Annotated in this window: 20 protein-coding genes; 11 read left to right on the top strand and 9 right to left on the bottom strand. The window is 55.9% G+C overall.

Annotated features, from left to right (window positions below; translation table 11 throughout):
- Nucleotides 1-71: 71 nt before the first annotated feature.
- Both VB780_RS15810 and VB780_RS15815 read right to left on the bottom strand, forming a co-directional pair.
- Nucleotides 72-827 carry a tetratricopeptide repeat protein gene (locus tag VB780_RS15810; protein ID WP_323352126.1) on the bottom strand — a complete coding sequence of 252 codons (756 nt, stop codon included), beginning with the start codon at nt 825-827 and terminating at the stop codon, nt 72-74.
- 222 nt (nt 828-1,049) lie between these two features.
- Nucleotides 1,050-1,232 (bottom strand): hypothetical protein, encoded by a 183-nt coding sequence (locus tag VB780_RS15815; RefSeq protein WP_323352127.1) that lies wholly within the window; start codon nt 1,230-1,232, stop codon nt 1,050-1,052.
- 161 nt (nt 1,233-1,393) lie between these two features.
- Here VB780_RS15815 and VB780_RS15820 point away from each other — a divergent pair, with 161 nt between their 5' ends.
- The 8 genes from VB780_RS15820 (at nt 1,394) to VB780_RS15855 (ending at nt 8,805) form a co-directional block, all read left to right on the top strand.
- Nucleotides 1,394-2,983: a glycoside hydrolase family 57 protein gene (locus tag VB780_RS15820; protein ID WP_323352128.1), complete on the top strand. Its 1,590-nt coding sequence runs from the start codon at nt 1,394-1,396 to the stop codon at nt 2,981-2,983.
- 140 nt (nt 2,984-3,123) lie between these two features.
- Nucleotides 3,124-4,524 (top strand): DUF4041 domain-containing protein, encoded by a 1,401-nt coding sequence (locus tag VB780_RS15825; RefSeq protein WP_323352129.1) that lies wholly within the window; start codon nt 3,124-3,126, stop codon nt 4,522-4,524.
- A gap of 64 nt (nt 4,525-4,588) precedes the next feature.
- Entirely contained in the window at nt 4,589-4,825 is a 237-nt protein-coding gene (gene brnA, locus VB780_RS15830) for a type II toxin-antitoxin system BrnA family antitoxin (RefSeq protein ID WP_323352130.1), read from the top strand.
- A gap of 225 nt (nt 4,826-5,050) precedes the next feature.
- Complete coding sequence (locus tag VB780_RS15835) at nt 5,051-5,890, top strand: hypothetical protein (protein WP_323352131.1); 840 nt, start codon at nt 5,051-5,053, stop codon at nt 5,888-5,890.
- Between the two features lie 102 nt (nt 5,891-5,992).
- The gene (gene yidD, locus VB780_RS15840; RefSeq protein WP_323352132.1) at nt 5,993-6,280 is read left to right on the top strand and encodes a membrane protein insertion efficiency factor YidD; all 288 of its coding nucleotides are present in this window, start codon (nt 5,993-5,995) and stop codon (nt 6,278-6,280) included.
- A gap of 230 nt (nt 6,281-6,510) precedes the next feature.
- Nucleotides 6,511-7,140, top strand: a complete 630-nt coding sequence (locus VB780_RS15845) for a flavin reductase family protein (protein WP_323352133.1) — start codon at nt 6,511-6,513, stop codon at nt 7,138-7,140.
- Between the two features lie 37 nt (nt 7,141-7,177).
- The gene (locus VB780_RS15850) at nt 7,178-7,651 is read left to right on the top strand and encodes a nucleoside deaminase (protein ID WP_323352134.1); all 474 of its coding nucleotides are present in this window, start codon (nt 7,178-7,180) and stop codon (nt 7,649-7,651) included.
- Nucleotides 7,652-8,052: 401 nt separating this feature from the next.
- Complete coding sequence (locus tag VB780_RS15855; protein ID WP_323352135.1) at nt 8,053-8,805, top strand: hypothetical protein; 753 nt, start codon at nt 8,053-8,055, stop codon at nt 8,803-8,805.
- 88 nt (nt 8,806-8,893) lie between these two features.
- Here VB780_RS15855 and VB780_RS15860 read toward each other — a convergent pair whose 3' ends face one another.
- Nucleotides 8,894-9,175: a YiaA/YiaB family inner membrane protein gene (locus VB780_RS15860; protein ID WP_323352136.1), complete on the bottom strand. Its 282-nt coding sequence runs from the start codon at nt 9,173-9,175 to the stop codon at nt 8,894-8,896.
- A gap of 360 nt (nt 9,176-9,535) precedes the next feature.
- Here VB780_RS15860 and bchB point away from each other — a divergent pair, with 360 nt between their 5' ends.
- Nucleotides 9,536-11,074 (top strand): ferredoxin:protochlorophyllide reductase (ATP-dependent) subunit B, encoded by a 1,539-nt coding sequence (gene bchB, locus VB780_RS15865; RefSeq protein WP_323352137.1) that lies wholly within the window; start codon nt 9,536-9,538, stop codon nt 11,072-11,074.
- 52 nt (nt 11,075-11,126) lie between these two features.
- Here the strand turns inward: bchB and VB780_RS15870 are convergent, their stop codons facing one another.
- Nucleotides 11,127-11,666, bottom strand: coding sequence for a hypothetical protein (locus tag VB780_RS15870; RefSeq protein ID WP_323352138.1), 540 nt, complete (start codon nt 11,664-11,666; stop codon nt 11,127-11,129).
- A gap of 303 nt (nt 11,667-11,969) precedes the next feature.
- Between VB780_RS15870 and VB780_RS15875 the strand changes: the two genes are divergently transcribed.
- Nucleotides 11,970-12,587, top strand: coding sequence for a hypothetical protein (locus VB780_RS15875; RefSeq protein ID WP_323352139.1), 618 nt, complete (start codon nt 11,970-11,972; stop codon nt 12,585-12,587).
- Between the two features lie 83 nt (nt 12,588-12,670).
- On the opposite strand, the gene VB780_RS15880 is transcribed toward VB780_RS15875, so the two are convergent.
- The gene (locus tag VB780_RS15880) at nt 12,671-13,915 is read right to left on the bottom strand and encodes a glycosyltransferase (RefSeq protein WP_323352140.1); all 1,245 of its coding nucleotides are present in this window, start codon (nt 13,913-13,915) and stop codon (nt 12,671-12,673) included.
- A gap of 418 nt (nt 13,916-14,333) precedes the next feature.
- On the opposite strand from VB780_RS15880, the gene VB780_RS15885 reads away from it, so the two are divergent.
- The gene (locus VB780_RS15885; RefSeq protein WP_323352141.1) at nt 14,334-14,663 is read left to right on the top strand and encodes a hypothetical protein; all 330 of its coding nucleotides are present in this window, start codon (nt 14,334-14,336) and stop codon (nt 14,661-14,663) included.
- 33 nt (nt 14,664-14,696) lie between these two features.
- Here the strand turns inward: VB780_RS15885 and VB780_RS15890 are convergent, their stop codons facing one another.
- The 4 genes from VB780_RS15890 to VB780_RS15905 all read right to left on the bottom strand — a co-directional run bounded on the left by VB780_RS15890 (nt 14,697) and on the right by VB780_RS15905 (nt 17,844).
- Nucleotides 14,697-15,272 carry an SH3 domain-containing protein gene (locus tag VB780_RS15890; protein WP_323352142.1) on the bottom strand — a complete coding sequence of 192 codons (576 nt, stop codon included), beginning with the start codon at nt 15,270-15,272 and terminating at the stop codon, nt 14,697-14,699.
- Nucleotides 15,273-15,560: 288 nt separating this feature from the next.
- Nucleotides 15,561-15,959: a metalloregulator ArsR/SmtB family transcription factor gene (locus VB780_RS15895; protein ID WP_323352143.1), complete on the bottom strand. Its 399-nt coding sequence runs from the start codon at nt 15,957-15,959 to the stop codon at nt 15,561-15,563.
- 156 nt (nt 15,960-16,115) lie between these two features.
- Complete coding sequence (locus VB780_RS15900) at nt 16,116-16,964, bottom strand: carbohydrate ABC transporter permease (protein WP_323352144.1); 849 nt, start codon at nt 16,962-16,964, stop codon at nt 16,116-16,118.
- Nucleotides 16,965-16,968: 4 nt separating this feature from the next.
- Nucleotides 16,969-17,844, bottom strand: a complete 876-nt coding sequence (locus VB780_RS15905) for a Tab2/Atab2 family RNA-binding protein (protein WP_323352145.1) — start codon at nt 17,842-17,844, stop codon at nt 16,969-16,971.
- Nucleotide 17,845 lies beyond the last annotated feature (1 nt).

Raw genomic sequence — 17,845 nt, forward strand, 5'->3', positions numbered from 1 at the left:
AGGAAAGAGCAGTTTGATGTGGGAGAAATTCAAAATTTTTCCTTCAGAGACGCTGCGCGAACACAACTTTTCTAAAGCCCCGCCGTCTGGCGAATTTCCGCCGTCGCCTCGATCTGCTCCTGGCTGAACCCGGCTTGTTCTAAATGGTCGAGGTAGTCGCGGCTGTTGTAGCGACCGTCTAGGCTCAGGGCCTGGCGATAGTTTGCTGTGGCCTCAGTGGCATCCCCCGCTGACCAGTGGGCTAGGGCCAGGGCCACCCAGGGGTGCGGGTTGCTCGGCTCTAGCTCAGTGGCGATCTGGGCGGCGGCGATCGCCTGCTCCGTCTGCCCCAGCCGCTGGTAGGCCAGGCTGAGGTTGTAGTGGGCGATTTCGTTGTTGGGCTCCAGTTCGGCAGCGCGGGTGTGAGTCTCCACCGCCGCCTCAAGCTGCCCATCCACCAGATACACAATGCCCAGGGCGTTGAGGGCGGGCACGTGCTCTGGGCTGTGGGCGAGGGCCGTTTGCAGCGCATCGACGGCGGGGGCTGCAAACCCGGCCAGGTGCTGAGTCCAGCCCAGCAAAACCTGGCCCTCGGGGTTGCGTGGGTCGAGGGCAGCGGCGATCTTAAGGGTGGCGATCGCCCGCGCCAGATCCCCCTGCTGCCGAAAGGCCAGCCCCTCCTGCCGGTAGCGCGCCGCCGCCTGAGCATCCACCAAAAACGGTGGATAGGCCAGATTCTCCAACGCCTCAGTCGAAAGCATAGTCGCCTGCCACGGCACCGCCGCCTCCCGCTGGCAGCCCACCAGCACTAAAGCCGTACAGAGTATCCAACCAGAGACTTTTCCCATAGATCGTGTTTGCTGCTTGCCTTCTGAAGGTTGAGTTTCTGATTTTGAGCAAGCATCCCTTGGCTTAACACTCTATCGGTTCCTGCCCCCCACTCACCCACGCCCTCCCCGATGTATCCCACACAGCACGCCAACCCCTCACCCCTGCTGTAGCGTGGCCTTAGGTTGCCCCTGACCCATCAAACCGCAGCAACCGAGGACAACGCTATGGCATCGATCAACTCATCCACCCTTGGCATTCGGCAGATTTAGCAGGCTCTGCGGGGCGGGGGCAAAGACGTGCTGGTGGTCAACGGCATTCAGCCAGCCCTGCCAGAAGCCGTGGGCACAGCGACGTAAACCCGCCCTGCCGACTAACTTTTCCCCAGAAAGTTCAGCCAAAATCTTCTGGGCATGCCCCTCCATGGCATACCAGGGCCGACGTTGTCTTCACTCACCTTAAGCAGCCCCGGCTGGTGGATGCAGCCCAGCCCGCCGTTAGCGTTTACCTTTTGCCTTAAAATTTGGTCAACGGTGGTTACCCTCCCGACGGCTCGGCACTCAGTTAACTTCTTCAACGGCACCCTATGGCTACTGGATATCTCGCGCTCGTACTCCATGCCCATTTGCCCTACGTGCGTCACCCCGAGAGTGACTACGTTCTAGAAGAAGAGTGGCTATACGAGGCCATCATCGAGACCTACGTGCCCCTGCTCACGATGTTTGAGGGGCTCAAGCGCGACGGCGTTGACTTCAAGCTCACCATGAGCATGACCCCGCCCCTGGTCTCCATGCTGCGCGACCCGCTGCTGCAAGAGCGCTTTGATAACCATCTGGCCATGCTCGAAGAGCTCACCGAGCTAGAAGTTGAGCGCCACGTCCACAACGGCCACATGCAGTACCTGGCCGAAAACTATGCCAAAGAGTTCAACCACGTTCGCAACGTGTGGGAGAGCTACAGCGGCGACCTGGTCACCGCCTTTAAGCAGTACCAAGACAGCAACAACCTCGACATCATCACCTGCGGAGCCACCCACGGCTACCTGCCGCTGATGAAAATGTACCCCGAAGCCGTGTGGGCACAGATTCAAGTCGCCGCTGAACACTACGCAGATACCTTTGGCCAGGCCCCCAAAGGCATTTGGCTACCCGAGTGTGCCTATTACGAGGGCCTAGAGCGCATGGTCGCCGACGCCGGCCTGCGCTACTTTTTAACCGATGGCCACGGCATTCTCTACGCTCGGCCCCGGCCCCGTTTCGGCAGCTATGCCCCCATCTTTACCGAGAGTGGCGTCGCCGCCTTTGGCCGCGATCACGAGTCGTCGCAGCAGGTGTGGTCGTCCCAGGTGGGCTACCCCGGCGCGCCCGAGTACCGCGAGTTTTACCGCGACCTGGGCTGGGATGCCGAGTACGAATACATCAAGCCCTACATCATGCCCAACGGCCAGCGCAAGAATGTAGGCATCAAATATCACAAAATTACCGGCAAGGGCCTGGGCCTCTCCGACAAGCAGCTCTACGACCCCTACTGGGCCAAAGAAAAAGCCGCCGAACACGCCGCCAACTTTATGTACAACCGCGAGCAGCAGATTGGCCACCTCCACGGCCTGATGCAGCGCCCGCCGATCATCGTGTCGCCCTACGACGCCGAGCTGTTTGGCCACTGGTGGTACGAAGGCCCCTGGTTCCTCGACTACTTGTTCCGCAAGAGCTGGTTTGACCAAAACACCTACGAAATGACCCACCTGGCCGACTACATCCAGGGTCATCCCACCCAGCAGGTGGCCCGCCCCTCTCAGTCGAGCTGGGGCTACAAGGGCTTCCACGAATACTGGCTGAACGAAACCAACTCCTGGATCTACCCCCACCTGCACAAGGCCGCCGAACGCATGATCGACCTGGCCAAGCGCGAACCCGCCGACGAGCTAGAGTGGCGCGCCCTCAACCAGGCGGCGCGGGAACTGCTGCTGGCGCAATCTTCCGACTGGGCCTTCATTATGCGGACGGGGACGATGGTGCCCTACGCCGTGCGGCGAACGCGATCGCACCTGATGCGCTTCCAAAAGCTGTGGGATGACATTCTGCGCGAAAAAATCGACTCCGGCTGGCTGGAGAAGATCGAGGTGGTAGACAACATCTTCCCCAACATTAACTACCGCGTCTATCGTCCGCTATAGAGGTTTTCCTAAGAACCCCGAGTTTTTAAAAACTCGGGGTTTTGCTTGTGAGACGCCCACAAGATTGCTGAGGCTTGGCTTTCTTGCGGATTTCTGGGGAATCCTTTGAAGAAGTGAAAGGATTCCCATAAATCAGAGCTATGACATTATTACTATTTTTGATGGCGATCGGTCTTGCCACCGCCACAGGGCTACTGTACCAGCAATTAAAAAAAAGCAAAGAAGAAAATAAAATAGCGCAGCAGCGCACCCAAGAAGGCAACAAAAAGTTGCAAGCTATAGATAAGAAGTATGGGGGATTAATTTCAAAAGAAGAAGAGGTTAAAAAGCTTCAAAGTCAAGCTTCCATCCTTCAAGATCGCATCAAACTTCTGCAAAAACAAGCTGACTCTGAAGAGCAGGAAATAAACCATAAAATCAGCGTTCTGAACACAAAGTTATCCGAGCTGGAAGAAAAAGACTTTGTAGAGGATTTTGGCTTTTACGAGTCAAAGTATGACTTCAAGGAGGCAGTAGAGTACAAGGATCGACTAGACAAGATTCGAGCAAGACAAAAACAACTCATCAAAAATCGACGTGCAGCGGTATGTGATACGGAATGGACAGTCTCTGGAAGCAAGAAAGAAGGCCGAAAAATGGTCGACAGCTTCCTCAAGCTTGTTCTCCGAGCATTTAATGGAGAATGTGATGCTGCCGTGGGCAAGGTGAAATACAACAACATTCAAACGATGGAGAAACGAATTCAAAAAGCTTATGAATCTCTAAACAAGCTCTCGCAGACTACGCATTGCGAAATTACTCCAGAATATCTCGATCTGAAAATTCAAGAACTGAGGCTCACTTATGAATATCAAGAGAAGCGATATCAGGAGCAAGAAGAGCAACGACAAATAAGAGAACAGATGCGGGAAGAGGAAAGGGCGCAAAGAGAACTAGAGCGTGCAAGACTAGAAGCTGAGAAAGAGGAGCGCCAGTATCAGGAAGCTCTTGAAAAAGCGAAAAAAGAAGCAGAAAGTGCAACAGGAAAGCTTCAACAAGAACTGCAAGCAAAAATCGAAGAGCTACAAAGGAGAGTCGCGGAAGCTGAAGCCAACAGAGAACGGGCTATTTCACAAGCGCAACTAACTAAGTCTGGCCATGTCTATATCATTTCAAATGTTGGATCTTTTGGCGAAAACATTTATAAAATTGGCATGACCAGACGGCTAAATCCAGATGAGCGAGTTAAAGAATTAAGCGATGCATCGGTTCCCTTTCCATTTGACATTCATGCGATGATTTCTTGCAGTAATGCCCCTGAGCTAGAATCAAGGCTACACAAGTTGTTCGACTCTAGACGTGTAAATAGCATCAACTCGAGAAAGGAGTTTTTTAGGATATCTCTGGCAGAGATAGCAAAAGCTGTGAAGCAAGTTGATAAAGAATTGAGTACTTGTACATCTGAAGTCAGAATCACTAAAGTAGCCGAAGCTTCAGAATACAGACAGTCTCTAGCGCAAGCTAGATTAAAGCACGACACACAGGTTACTACGGCAAGCTAATTAATGTTTGAACAATATCCACTCATTTCTGTACGGTGCTCTCGCGACAATGAGGTATCGCTATATGAACGCTGAAGACCTGGACCATAAATTCGATGATTGGGAAGACGTTCTAGAGTACTTTGATCTCTCTACCCTCAGGCAACCTGGGCTAGAGCCTCAGGCAATTGAAATTACGTTTCCGCATTGGATGGTAGTGGCTCTGGATAAAGAGGCCCAGCAGCTGGGGATTCAACGGGAGGCCATTATTAAGCTCTGGTTAGCAGAACGCCTGGATGCCAACCCTGTTGTGGGTGCTTAACGATCTGCCCTAGCCTAAAGCCTTCGCTTAAAATATAGGATGGCGATCGCAGGTTGACCAGAATCTTTTGTGAACTAATCAGCCAAACTCCTGGTATGCCTGGTGGGATAGGCATCTTGCCTGTTCTAATTAGACAGCCGAGACGGCTATCATACAAAACCATGAGCACTCCCTGCAATCGCATCATCTGGGTACTCTAAACGCGATAGAACTCTGTGGCATTGCATGGGCATTAACTCTAGGCAAACGCTGCGCTTTAGCATTGGGGCTATTGTGCTGGGCCTGGCTGAGGTTTGTGGGGCGATCGCAAGCCCAGCCCAGGCGCAGGCGGGGCCTATGCCCATTCCCCCTGCCTATTGGGATGCTGTCGAAGATGCCAGAATGCCCGAGCCTGACGAAGTGTTTAGAGACCTCACCGCCATCACCCGCCGCAACAGCTTCCTCCGTTGGGATGACCAGGGCCGCGTATTGGTAGCCACCTGGGCCGACTGGGTGGGCTATACCCAAAATGTGGGGAATCGGCTAATCGTCACCCGCGATGTTTGGGTTACGGTCGTCCCCGACTTGCAACGCTTTTGCCAGGCGTATACCCCAACCGCCGAGGTCCCCTTAGCGGCGCGCCTCGGCCAATTGCTTGGGCTGCCGCCTGAACCCGCTGCTCAGGCAGCCAATCGCCAGGTGGTTGAGATCTGGGTTGACCCCCAGTTTCTTTTTCGCCCCAGCCCCGACCCAGAAATTACCGACCACGAGGCCGAGCTGACTTTTCGCACCGGCAGTGAATTTGTCTCGGTGCCGATCGCCTATCAGCACTGGTTCTATGCCCAGTACGATCAGCGCTATCAATACCAGGGGCAGCCGATCGCCATCAACAGCGCAGAACCCCCCAGCGCCCTGCCCTATCCGTGGACTCAGCTGGGCTACACCTACGACTGGGGCGATCGCGCCGATTGGGCTACCCTTGACCGCGATCGCCCCGACAATGTGGGCCTGAGCGAGTTTGTGGTACGCCAGTGGTCGCCGATCGCGATCGAGGCCGCGCACCCGATTAACGATTATTGCCGTTAGTTTTTGGAAGCGACCATAGCTATAGATAGACCGCTTGATAGAGTCTTCTAGGCTTAGTTTTAGATGACAGTGAGCGGTGACGTCTATCTTGGCCCTCACCCCATGACTGCTTATACGCTTGAATCGGTGGCCACCCGAGCCGCGATCGCCTCGCTCAACGGTTACCGCACGCATATTTCACCGCGTAAAGGGTTCTCTTGCCCCCATGGGGTGCTGTACGGCGAATCTTGCTCAGACTATGTCAAGCGCGTTTTAATCGATCAAAATTTAAGCGCTGCCATTCGACTGGCGCCTCAGCAATTTAGAGCCTGCAAAGTGGCTGCCCAAACGTTGCAGGCTCAAAGCGCACAGGCCGGATGTCTGATTATTCCCTGCTGTATTCCTATTTGAGGGTTTTCCACAGCTCAAAGGCGATGTGGCGACGTTTGTTTAGCGGCTGCTCAGTCTATGTTGAATGGCCGTCACCCTCTGACGGCGGATTATAAGCGTCAAATGACCCTGGGATGCCAAGTTACTTTGAACTGCTAAGTATAGATATCGGCTTAGCTGCTTGGAGTTCGGCTACATTCGATGAAACGTGGCAAAATTCGTGGAATTGCCCACACCAACTCTAACTCCCAATGGAAATTGACCCCGAGCTTTTAGACCCCTCAATTCGCTACAAGCTGCTGATCGGCAGCGTTGTGCCCCGGCCGATCGCCTTTGTCTCCAGCCTGTCGCCCGAGGGCGTGGCCAACCTGGCCCCTTTTTCTTACTTCAACGCGGCGGGCCACAAGCCCCTGGCGCTGATGTTTAGCATTAGCCTCAAGCCCGACGGCAGCGAAAAAGACACCTTGCGCAACGTGCGCCCCCCCAGCGAAGGGGGCACTGGTGAGTATGTGATTAACCTGGCCGTTGAGTCCTACGCCCACCAGGTGGCGGAATGTGCCGAGCCGCTGCCCTACGGCGAGTCAGAGTTTGACTTCGTGAATCTCTCGCCCGCCCCCAGCCGCGTTATTCAGCCGCCCCGCGTGGCCGAGTCGCCCGTGGCCTTTGAGTGCCGCACGCTGCAAATTGTGCCGGTGGGCGAATTTCACATCGTGATTGGTCAGGTGGTGCACCTATTTGTGCGCGACGATGTGCTGGGCGAAAACAACCGCATCGATGTGGATAAAGTAGGGGCGATCGGGCGGATGGCGGGCTATGAGTACTGCCGCACGGGCGATCGCTTTGAGATTCCCAACGGCTTTCCTAAGCAGCCCCAGGTCTAATGGGATGATGGATGAGCGATTAACCAGAAGGTGACCTATGAGCGATGTGAGTGAGCAAGAGTTGGGCCATTTGCGGCGGGCGATCGCGCTCTCCCAAAGCGCCCGCGAGGCCGGCAACCGCCCCTTTGGTGCGGTGCTAGCCGATGCTTCGGGCCGGGTGCTGGCCGAAGCCGAAAACAACCAGATCACCGAGCAAGACTGCACCGGCCATGCCGAAACCGTGCTGCTGCGGCAAATGGATAAAAGCCTCAGCCCAGACACCCTCAAAGACTGCACCCTCTACGCCAGTACTGAACCCTGCCCCATGTGCGCCGGGGCGATCTTTTGGAGTGGGGTGGGGCGGCTAGTGTATGCCTTGGGCAGCGATCGCCTCTACAGCCTGCAAGGTGAGTCACCCTTTCAGCTGCCCCTGGGTGCCCGCGAGGTGCTCAAGCACGGCAAGCGTTCAGTCGAAGTCGTTGGCCCGGTGCTCGCAGACGAAGCGCTGGCGGCCTTTGAGGAATTTTTCTAAAACGGTCTGCGATCGCCTTAGTGCAGCGGACGATATTTAGCTAACAGTTTCTCGTCTTTGGCCTAGTCAATGCGGGCGGTGACCTGCTTGGCTTTGTACCGGTGCGCACCGTTTTGACAGGCTGGCGGTAGACCCCAAGACAAACGGTGATCGCTTTGAAATTGCCAATGGCTTGCCCCAAGACTTCGGCGGGCTAAGGCAGTGATGGTTAGGCGATAGAGCACAATAGCCAATTTATATAGTTAATAATCCTCCTCTCAGGAGATTTTTAGGTTAAAAACCTTATGCTACGGTTAAGAGCACCTCAAAAAACAGATTTTATTGAGAATAAACAGCGAGGTTGCAGGCGCTTTAGGTTCCAAAAATTCGCAATAAGGCAATTAATCGAGATCCTCCTGATAATGTTACAGAAAGAAAGCTATAAGCCGCAGCCATCTACTGAAGATGTAAATTTATCCCTTCATATCTCTGCCAAAAAAACGATAAAACGTTTAATTATGGCGATTGCATTCTTGGGTCTAACCGGCGCTATTAGTGCTTATTTTTGGGTTTCCGAGTTCTCGTTTCCAAGCTCAGAATGGTTTTATGAACTCTTTAGCCTTGATGAAGAGTTGAATATACCTGCTTGGTATTCATCGTTCATGTTATTGTCTGCTTCGCTATTGTTAGCAGTAATTACTTCAATTAAAAAGACAGATAAGTATTTTAGCTATTGGAAGAGCCTCTCTTTAATATTTCTTTTTCTTAGCTTAGACGAAGCCTTCAGCTTTCACGAGATTTTGATTATTCCAGCGCTTAGAGAAGCATTTAATCTACTCCCAATATTTTTTCATACCTGGGTTATATTTGGAATTCCTGCGGTGGTGTTTTTTGGATTTAAATATCTAAGGTTTTTCTTGGATTTGCCCAGGCAAACTCGATATTTATTCTTGCTTGCCACAGCTCTATATCTAGGCGGAGCTTTAGGCATGGAAATGGTCAGTGGGCTTTTAAGAGTATATTTTGGTCAGTTTGGTGTAAGCACAACGATCGCTATAGTGATTGAAGAGCTTCTGGAAATGGCAGGGACTGCAACTTTTATCTATGCCTTGCTAATTTACCTTGGCAGTCTGAAAGAAGTTATTCATCTCAAGATTTACATGTCTCAAAGTTAGGGTTAAGGGTTAACCCTGGGAGCTTTTCCTGTGCTGCCCTAATCAGTAAACCCTAAAGTGAGCGAGAATTAGGGCAGGGGCGATCGCGCTACCTTAGCGGATGATGCTCAGCCAAAAGCTTTTCGACCTTGGCTTCGTCAATGCGGGCAGTGACCTGCTTGGCTTCGTGCAGGTCGCGCACCGTTTTAGAGAGGCTGGCGGTAGACCCCAAAGCAAACATGGTGCCCATGCCCATATAGCCTTTCACCCAGGCATCCACCGGCAGGCAAAAGATGCCCAGCGATAGGCTGCCAACCGACAGCAAAAAGGCTAGCCAGGTTTGCACGACCCAAGCTTGGCTATGGCTAGATGGCGGCTGCACAGAATTCATCGGCTGACTCCTTAAGGGTGTGAATAACTACGTCAACCCTAGGCGAGTCTTCCGTTACGTCATCTACAGCGGAGACACTTTTTGAAATGCCCTAGGGTACAGCAATATCGAGGGCCGTTCATGACTATTGCAGCAGTTGGTTTAGTTAGGCCACTTCGGCAGGCGGAATCCTCGGCCCTTTGGGGGCCGGACTTTGACCATACACTCGCCATCTCGCAGCTGAGGTAAAGAATTCTCTCAGAGTTCCCCGGCCCACCCCTATGTTGGCGACAATCAGAACCGTTGGGTCTACCAGGGCTGCGCGGCTCAGGGTGTTTCGGCAAACTCACGCTGACCACCGCCACCAAGGAGACTCACCCGATGAAACTGGCCTACTGGATGTATGCCGGCCCGGCGCACATTGGCACCCTGCGCATTGCGAGCTCGTTTAAGAACGTGCACGCCATTATGCACGCGCCGCTGGGGGATGACTATTTCAACGTTATGCGATCGATGCTAGAGCGGGAGCGCGACTTCACCCCCGTCACCGCCAGCATTGTCGATCGCAACGTCCTCGCGCGCGGCTCCCAAGAAAAGGTGGTCGATAATATCGTCCGCAAAGACAAAGAAGAGCGCCCCGACCTGATTGTGCTCACCCCCACCTGCACCTCCAGCATTCTGCAAGAGGATCTGGCCAACTTTGTGCAGCGGGCTAGCCTCGACTCTCAGGGCGATGTGCTGCTGGCGGATGTCAACCACTACCGGGTCAACGAGCTGCAAGCCGCCGATCGCACCCTCCAGCAAATCGTGCAGTTCTACACCGAAAAAGCCCGCAAGCAGGGCACCCTGCCCGAGGGCAAAACTGAGAAGCCCTCGGTGAATATCATTGGCATGACCACCCTGGGCTTTCACAACAACCACGACTGCCGCGAGCTACGCACCCTGATGGCCCAGCTCGGCATTGAGGTGAACCTGGTGATGCCCGAGGGCGCATTGGTCACGCAAATTAAAGACATGGGCCGGGCCTGGTTTAACCTGGTGCCCTACCGCGAAGTGGGGCCGCTGACGGCGGAATATCTCCAGACCGACCTGGGGATGCCCTATGTAGAGATCACCCCCATGGGCATTGTCGAGACCGCCCGCTGCATTCGCGCCATTCAAACGGTGCTAAACGAGCAGGGAGCCGAGGTGAATTACGATGCCCTGATCGACGAGCAGACCCGGTTTGTGTCGCAGGCGGCCTGGTTCTCGCGCTCGATCGACTGTCAGAACCTGACCGGCAAAAAGGCCGTGGTGTTTGGCGACAGCACCCACGCCGCCGCTATGGTCAAAATTCTCGCCCGCGAGATGGGCATTCATGTGGTGCTGGCGGGCACCTACTGCAAGTACGACGCTGAGTGGTTTGCCGCCGAGGTGGGCGAATACTGCGACGAGATTTTGGTCAGTGAGGACAATGGGGAAATTGGCGATCGCATTGCCCAGCTCGAACCCGCCGCCATCTTTGGCACTCAGATGGAGCGCCACGTGGGCAAGCGGCTCGACATTCCCTGCGGTGTGATTGCTGCCCCCATTCACATTCAAAACTTTCCGGTGGGCTATCGCCCATTCATGGGCTACGAGGGGGCCAACCAGATCGTTGATCTGGTCTACAACTCCTTCACCCTGGGCATGGAAGACCACCTGCTGGAGTTCTTTGGTGGCCACGACACCAAAGAGATTCTCACCAAAACCATGAGCGCCGATGCCGCTGTCGAGGCGGGCCTGGGCTGGAGCGCCGACGGCCTGGCCGAGCTGCAAAAAATCCCCGGCTTTGTGCGCGGCAAGGTGAAGCGCAACACCGAGAAGTATGCCCACGAGCAGGGGATCGGCAGCATCACCGCCGAGGTGCTCTACGCAGCGAAAGAGGCTGTGGGAGCGTAAAAAAACAGATTTGTAGGGGCGCAGCATGCTGCGCCCCTACAAACTGCCAAGACTAGCTGCCTTGGCAGCCAACCCAGGTGCCCTGATCTTCATAGACAAAGGGGGTACCGGTTTCGCAGAGCACTGAAATCGAGCTCTGGGGGCCGGGGATGGTCACCATGGAGACGGTGCCGCCGACGGGGCTAGGCACATCTGACAGTTCAGGCTCGGTCAGCGCCGACTCAGGGCCAACGGCGTCGCCGGGGTTGGGCACCTGGCAGCCCACCCAATCAAAGCCCATGTCGCTGAAGCCAAAGGGCACAAAGCCTTCCTGGTCGCAGGCCACCATTACCGCAGTCTCAGGGCCAGGCAGCCGGAGCTGCTTCACCATGCCGCCCGCTGGACTCTCGACATCACCGAAAAATACATCAATTGTGGCTCCAGGCTCTTCGGGCATGGGCGCTTCCGTTGAGGGCGCTTCTTCATTGGGATCCATAACTTCTACGGGGGTGGTGCAGCCGACGGCACCAACCAGGCAGAGTGCTGCCGCTGCGCCTAGGCGACCCCAGGCAGAGGCCGACAATTTAGCACCAGGTAGACGAGAAAAGGCCATAGCAAAACTACCTATTGAAAGAGCATTTTTCAGCATTGAGCATTATAAACACTCCTGCGACGGGTTGCTTAAGTTGCTAGAGATAGATTTTTGTCTAGATAGCCGCTTTTTTGGTCGAAAATCCCTATTGCCCCGGCGCGATGGTGCTTTGCTGAGCCCCTTGCTGACTGAACAGATCGGGGAAGGCATAAGCGGGGTGCGGTGATTGGCTACTGGGCGATCGCAAAGATTCATCATCGGCGGCAGCGCCCCAAAAATGGGGCGATATGATGGCAATACCGCGTTTTGTACAGCATTTAACCGATGACCCAGGTTAACCCTCAACCCCCAACCTCCTCAGGTAAAAGCAACACGGCTAAGTGGGTGGCGCTGGGCTGCGGCGGCTGTCTCGGCGTAACGGTGCTGGCCGGGCTGGCCCTGGCGTTTTTTATTAGCCGCACCATGCGGTTCGCCGTTGGCCCCGACCAGGGTTCAGCGGATAGCCAAGAGCTATTTACCTACGCCATCCCCGGCGAGAGCCAGACCATTTTTAACATGGGCATGTTTGGCATGCAGGTGATTCAGGTGGCGAATACCGACTCGCCGCCGTCGGTGCTGCTGACCATGGGCCAAATTCCCCCCTACCTCCAAGGAAACGACGCCCAGCAAACCTTTGTTGAGCAGTTTCAGGACAGCGTTACTACCCAGGGCAGCTATCAACTCACCGAGCAGCGGGTCGAAGAGCGCACCCTCTGCGACCAACCCGTATCGGTTGTGGTTCAGACCGGCAGCTTTGAAGACGGCGGCACTACCTATAATGCTGCCAGTCTGCTGACCTTTGTAGAGCACAACAACGATGCTCGCTTTGTGTGGGTGCTGGCCCACGGCGATGCGCCCCAAACCGCTGCCGACCAGGTGTTTGCTACCCTCGACTGCCGTTGAGAAGGCAGGTACAATGCGAAATCCGATTTGGTAAACCTCGATTCATAATCAGGAAGCCCTTAGGGGCGTGGCATGCTATGCCCCTACTTCACCTGCGTTACCCGCCAGCTCAGCTTGAGGTTGAGCCAGAAATTCCAGAAGGTGACGATCGCGATCGCCACCAAATTTGCCAGGTAGGGCCAGCGCTGGTCAAACACCAGGTTGTAGACCACATTCAACACCAGCACGTTGAGCACCAGCCCCGCCAGGCACACCAGGTTGAACTTGAGAAACCGCTTCAGCCGCGCCGACCAGCCCTTTTGCAGCATGCTGATGTCGGCAAAGGTCCAGGCGTCATTCCAAATAAAGTTGTTGAGAATCGCCACCTCAGCCGCCACAATTTTGCTGCGGGTGAGGGGTAGCCCCAGGGTGGTGTGCAGCAGGTAGAGAATCACCATGTCCACCACGACGCCGCTGAGGCCCACCAGGCCAAAGCGCACAAACCGCTGCATGGGGAAACGCTGGTGTAGCTGCGACAGCCGCCCCCCCAGCCGCAGCCGCAGCAGGTGGTGAATGTAGTCGATGTACTGCCGCCAGGTGACCTTGCTGGCCCCCTCCTGCCGCTCCTGAAAGACGTAGCCCACCTCGGCGATGGTGTCGATGGTGCCGCGCCCCAGCACTTCTAGCAAAATTTTGTAGCCCTTGGGGTTGAGCAGGGGGCCTGCGATCGCCTTCCGCCGTACCATAAAGTAGCCGCTCATCGGGTCGCTCACCCGACCCACCACCCGAGGCAGCAGCAGCAGCCCCACCGTCTGCGCCCCCCGCGACAGCACTCGCCGCGCCAGGCTCCACTCGCTGACGCCGCCGCCCTCGACGTGGCGACTGCCCACCGCCAGGTCAGCCCCCTGCTGAATCGCCTCCAACAGCCCGAGCAGTACCTCGGGGGGATGCTGCAAATCGGCGTCGATCACGCCTAAAATGCGCCCTTTGGCGATCTGCCAGCCGCGAATCACCGCCGAAGACAGGCCTCGCTCCGCCTGTCGCCGCAGCACTCGCACCTGGGGATAGGTTGCCTGCAATTCTAGAGCCCTGTTCCAGGTGAGGTCAGGGCTGTCGTCGTCCACCACAATTAGCTCGTAGTCCTGGGGAATCGCGCTGTCGAGCAGGGTAATCAGGCGTTCCACCAGGGGGCCAATGTTCTGGCCTTCGTTATAGGTGGGGATAGCTAGGGATAACGTCAGGGTCTGTAGCGCCACCCCGTCATCCCCAGCTGGAGCTGGCAAGGGTTCAATCTGCAAGGGGCCGCTGGGGCAAGACTCAAGCTTTTGCAACTGGGAGGGGGGAATCATGGCACCGGCGCAACATACCAAGCATTCCGGTAGCCCGAGCCCTAGAGCGCGCTTTAAAAACTAGCGCCAATGCCTGAACCTAGCCGAAATTTTACACAGGCAACCATCCTACAGCAGTCAATCCCCCAACGTAAATGACTGGGTGTCCCAGCAAAAACCGTGCTATGGGGTTTTCACAGTTGCCAATCCTGTGCTAGCCAGCGGCTGTAAAACCCTAAACCCCTTGCCCTGCACCGAATCCTTCACAGCCCGCTAAACCTCAGCCCAGAGAATGTGCCTGGGGGTAGAGAGGGGCTGAGATTAGGTTTCGTACTATACAGTTCAATCTGTTGTGAGTTGTCAGCGACTCTATTCCGTCGCTTCCTTACCGATGGATTTTCCCCTACCTAAGGACTTCAGGAACGCTATGAAACGCCCTATGACGCTCTCAAAAGAATTTTTTAGCCGCCGCTTTCGCGCGATCGCCCTAGCTTGCCTGGTTGGTCTAATGAGCTGGCTAACGCTGGCTACCCAGCCCGCTGTCGCCGCTAATGACAAGGGCACTGCGACCCCACCCGTAGACCAAACTTTGACCGCAGAACCCCGTGACCAGGCCTACGAAGAGGCTGTAGACGTGATCGATAACCCCAACGGTGTGCAAAAGACCTACGAGGAAAACCTCAAGCAGTACCGTCAGGAAAATCCCGATCAAAAGAATCTGGTTGAAGACGCCAAAGACCTGGTCAACAAAGTCACAGGCGGCAAATAAACCCGCTGCCTACTATCTAATGCATCAACCGCGCTAGGGCTGCTCGATTTCGGTCACTACGCCAGCTTCTATGGGGCGATTGGTGGTTTGAATCGAGCAGTTGGTTGGCGAGCTTTGGCTCTGCAATACTCGAGTCGTTTGCTCACCGCGAATGTTGACGTAGGTTGTCGCCCCAGAGCCCGTTTCCATGCGGGCCGGGGTGTCGAGCCAGGTGAGGTTGTCGAGGCGATCGTGCACCCGCAGCTTGAGTTCGCCGTTTTGGCGGTAGACACGGGCCGTCGTGCGGTTGGTGCCGTTGCAAACCATAACGGTGGTTACGGGTGAGTCAACCCCAGGCCCAGGCTGATCTAAAACGGTGACGTAGGGGGCGTATACCCAACCCTCAATCGGGCCGGTGACAATGTAAAGCCAGTCCCCCTGGGTTTGAATAATCTTGGCCTGGGCACCCCTGGGTATGGTGCCGCGAATGCTGCTATTGAGACCGGGGCCAGAGCGCACGTTGAGACTGTCGATATTCACCTCGGCGACCTGGGCGAAGGCCGCAGAAATGGATAGGCCAACGGCAGCAGCGGTCGAGAGCAGGGCAACGGCCAGGGTTTTAAGTTTCATAGTTCATCGAGTTTCATTGCAGAAAAGGGAGCCGCCGCCCTCTAGGCCGCGGCTGATGAAGCGAGGTTGATTAATCGCCTAAATCAATCTAGGTGATCAATCTAAAGAACCGATAAAGCTGTAGTTCTATATACCAAGGTTCGCTGCTCTAGGTTTCCAGAGGGCTGTTCGATTGGCCTGCGCGGCGCTAGTGGATATCAGACTCTGGAGCGCAGTGGTGCAGCGATCGCAGCCCTGCAGCCGTGCGAGCAATTCCTAGGCGCGATCGCCCCAACCTTTCTCCCTCAACTAAGCCTGACGAAACGCCCCCAGGTGGGCAATCTGCTCAGACTGCTGCTGAATTTGTACCGACAGCGAGTCACACACCAGCTCGCACAGCTCAAATACAAAGCCGTTGGCAATCTGGTAATAGACGCAGACCCCCTGCTGCTGGCGCTTAACAATGCCCGCCTGAGCCAAGATCTTGAGGTGCTTAGACACATTGGCCTGGCCTAGCCCCGTGGCTTCAATTATTTCAGTCACGTTCTTCTGCCCAGTTTTGAGGGCACAGACAATCTGCAACCGGCTCGACTCTGACAGTACCTTAAAAAAGTCGGCCACCAGCTGTAGTGTTTCTGGCGACAGCCGCACCAGTCGGCAGTCATCGTCGAGGGAAGTTACCTGCGAAGCCGTAGGAGCAAGAGCCATAGCGATAGACCAAGAAGCCGGGTAAAAAGGAATCGGGATTTTATTACTGATCAGTAGTATAACGACTTCGGCTTAAGATTAAGCCAGTTGCAACGCTAGTCTATTCCCCTTTCTAAATACGCTACCTGTACCGTCCCTTACCTACCCATCCGCTCGTTACCCTTTCACCCCGCTGGCTGTCTCTGTCGGCACAATGTAGCGCTGCAACAGCACAAACACCAAAATGGCGGGCAGCACCGACAAAATCGACCCCGCCGCAATCAGCCGCCAGTCGAGGGAAAAGCTGCCCGCCAGCCGGGCAACGCCCAGGGGTAGGGTATAGCGTTCGGGGCGATCGAGCAAAATCAGCGGCCAGAGAAATTCGCCCCAGGTGCCAATAAATACAAAGATGCCCAGCGTCACCAGGGCGGGGCGCGTGGCGGGCAGCATCACATTCCACCAGATGCCCAGGTCAGAGCAGCCATCCATGCGGGCGGCTTCTTCTAGCTCCTTAGGCACGCCCTGAAACGCCTGGCGCATGAGAAAAATGCCAAAGGCCGAGGCCAGATAGGGCAGCACCAGCCCCAGGTAGGTGTTCCGCAGCCCCAAGTTCACCGCCAGAATGTACAGCGGTATCATCACCACCTGAAACGGAATCATAATGGTGGCGACAATCAGCGCCAGCAGGGTATCGCGGCCCAAAAACGCCAGCCGCGCCAGGGGATAGGCCGCCAGCGAGCACAGCAGCAGGTTTGCCGCCACCGTCAGCACCGCTACCACGGTGCTGTTGAGAAAGTATTGGCCAAAGGGGTTTGACTGCCACACCTGCCGGTAGTTGGCCAGGGTGGGCTGCTGGGGTAAAAGCTGGGGCGGGTTGGCCAGCAGGTTCTCGGTCGAGCCTTTGAGGGAGGTGCTGAGCAGCCACAGCAGCGGAAAGACCATCACCAGGGCGATCGCCAGCAGCAGCACATAAATCCCCGCATTCCGCCAGTGGGGCCACTTAGCCAGGCCATTGAAAAAAGCCATTCCCCTACCCCAGACTCAGCTCTTGCAGCAGCCAGAACCCGGCAAAAGACTCGCTCTCGCGGCTGTCTTGGATGCCAATGAAGTGCACCTGCTTGGCTTTGGCCTTGGCGGCTTCAAAGGCCTGGGCCTCGGCCAGCAGCTTAGGGCCGGGTAGACCCGCCAAAACCCAGCTGTCGGAGGCTCCGGTTTCGAGAATAATTTGGGGAGCTTTGCTGGACTCTATTCGCCAGTAGGCCAGCTCTAGGCCCGACATCCAGGCGGCGAGGGCGGTGGCGCGGGGGGAGAAAATCAGCAGGCCGGGGATTGGAGTATCGGGGTCTAGATTCGCCATATCTAGGGGAAACGACTCCCCAAAGCCAATCTCCCAGTCGGGCAGATCGGCAAAGGCGGCGGCTTCGAGGGTGACAAAGGTCCACTTCTGCCCCAGCAGGGCGTCGGGCAGGGCCTGGGGGCTGGGGGGTGGGGCTGCCACCGAGGGCGATGGAGCGCTGGTGTAGCCTTCCATCTGGGGATACAGGGTTTGGTTGCGATCGCTCAACCACCGCTGCAACGCCACCGTGCGTCGGCTAGGCCGAGCCGGAATACCCGCATCGTCGCAGGCCCGCAAAATCATGTTTTGCATCTGGTAGCGAAAGTACCGAATGCGGCTGGGGGGCGCGATGCCCTGACTGGCCGCCTCAGCGATCGCCTCCTCGATCGCCCCCTTGAGCACAATTGAGTTGACCTCGCTGCTGGGCAAAAACTTGCTGTAGCGAAACAGCTTGTCAGCCTCCACTCCAGTGCCGACTAACCCTTCGCAGAGCAGCACTTCCCAGAGTTTTTTGCCGTTCTCATCCAGCACGGGCCGGGAGTAAAAGTCGAGTTCCCACACGGTGCCCATA

It is taken from the genome of Leptolyngbya sp. CCNP1308 (assembly GCF_034932455.1).
GTDB lineage: Bacteria > Cyanobacteriota > Cyanobacteriia > Phormidesmidales > Phormidesmidaceae > Nodosilinea.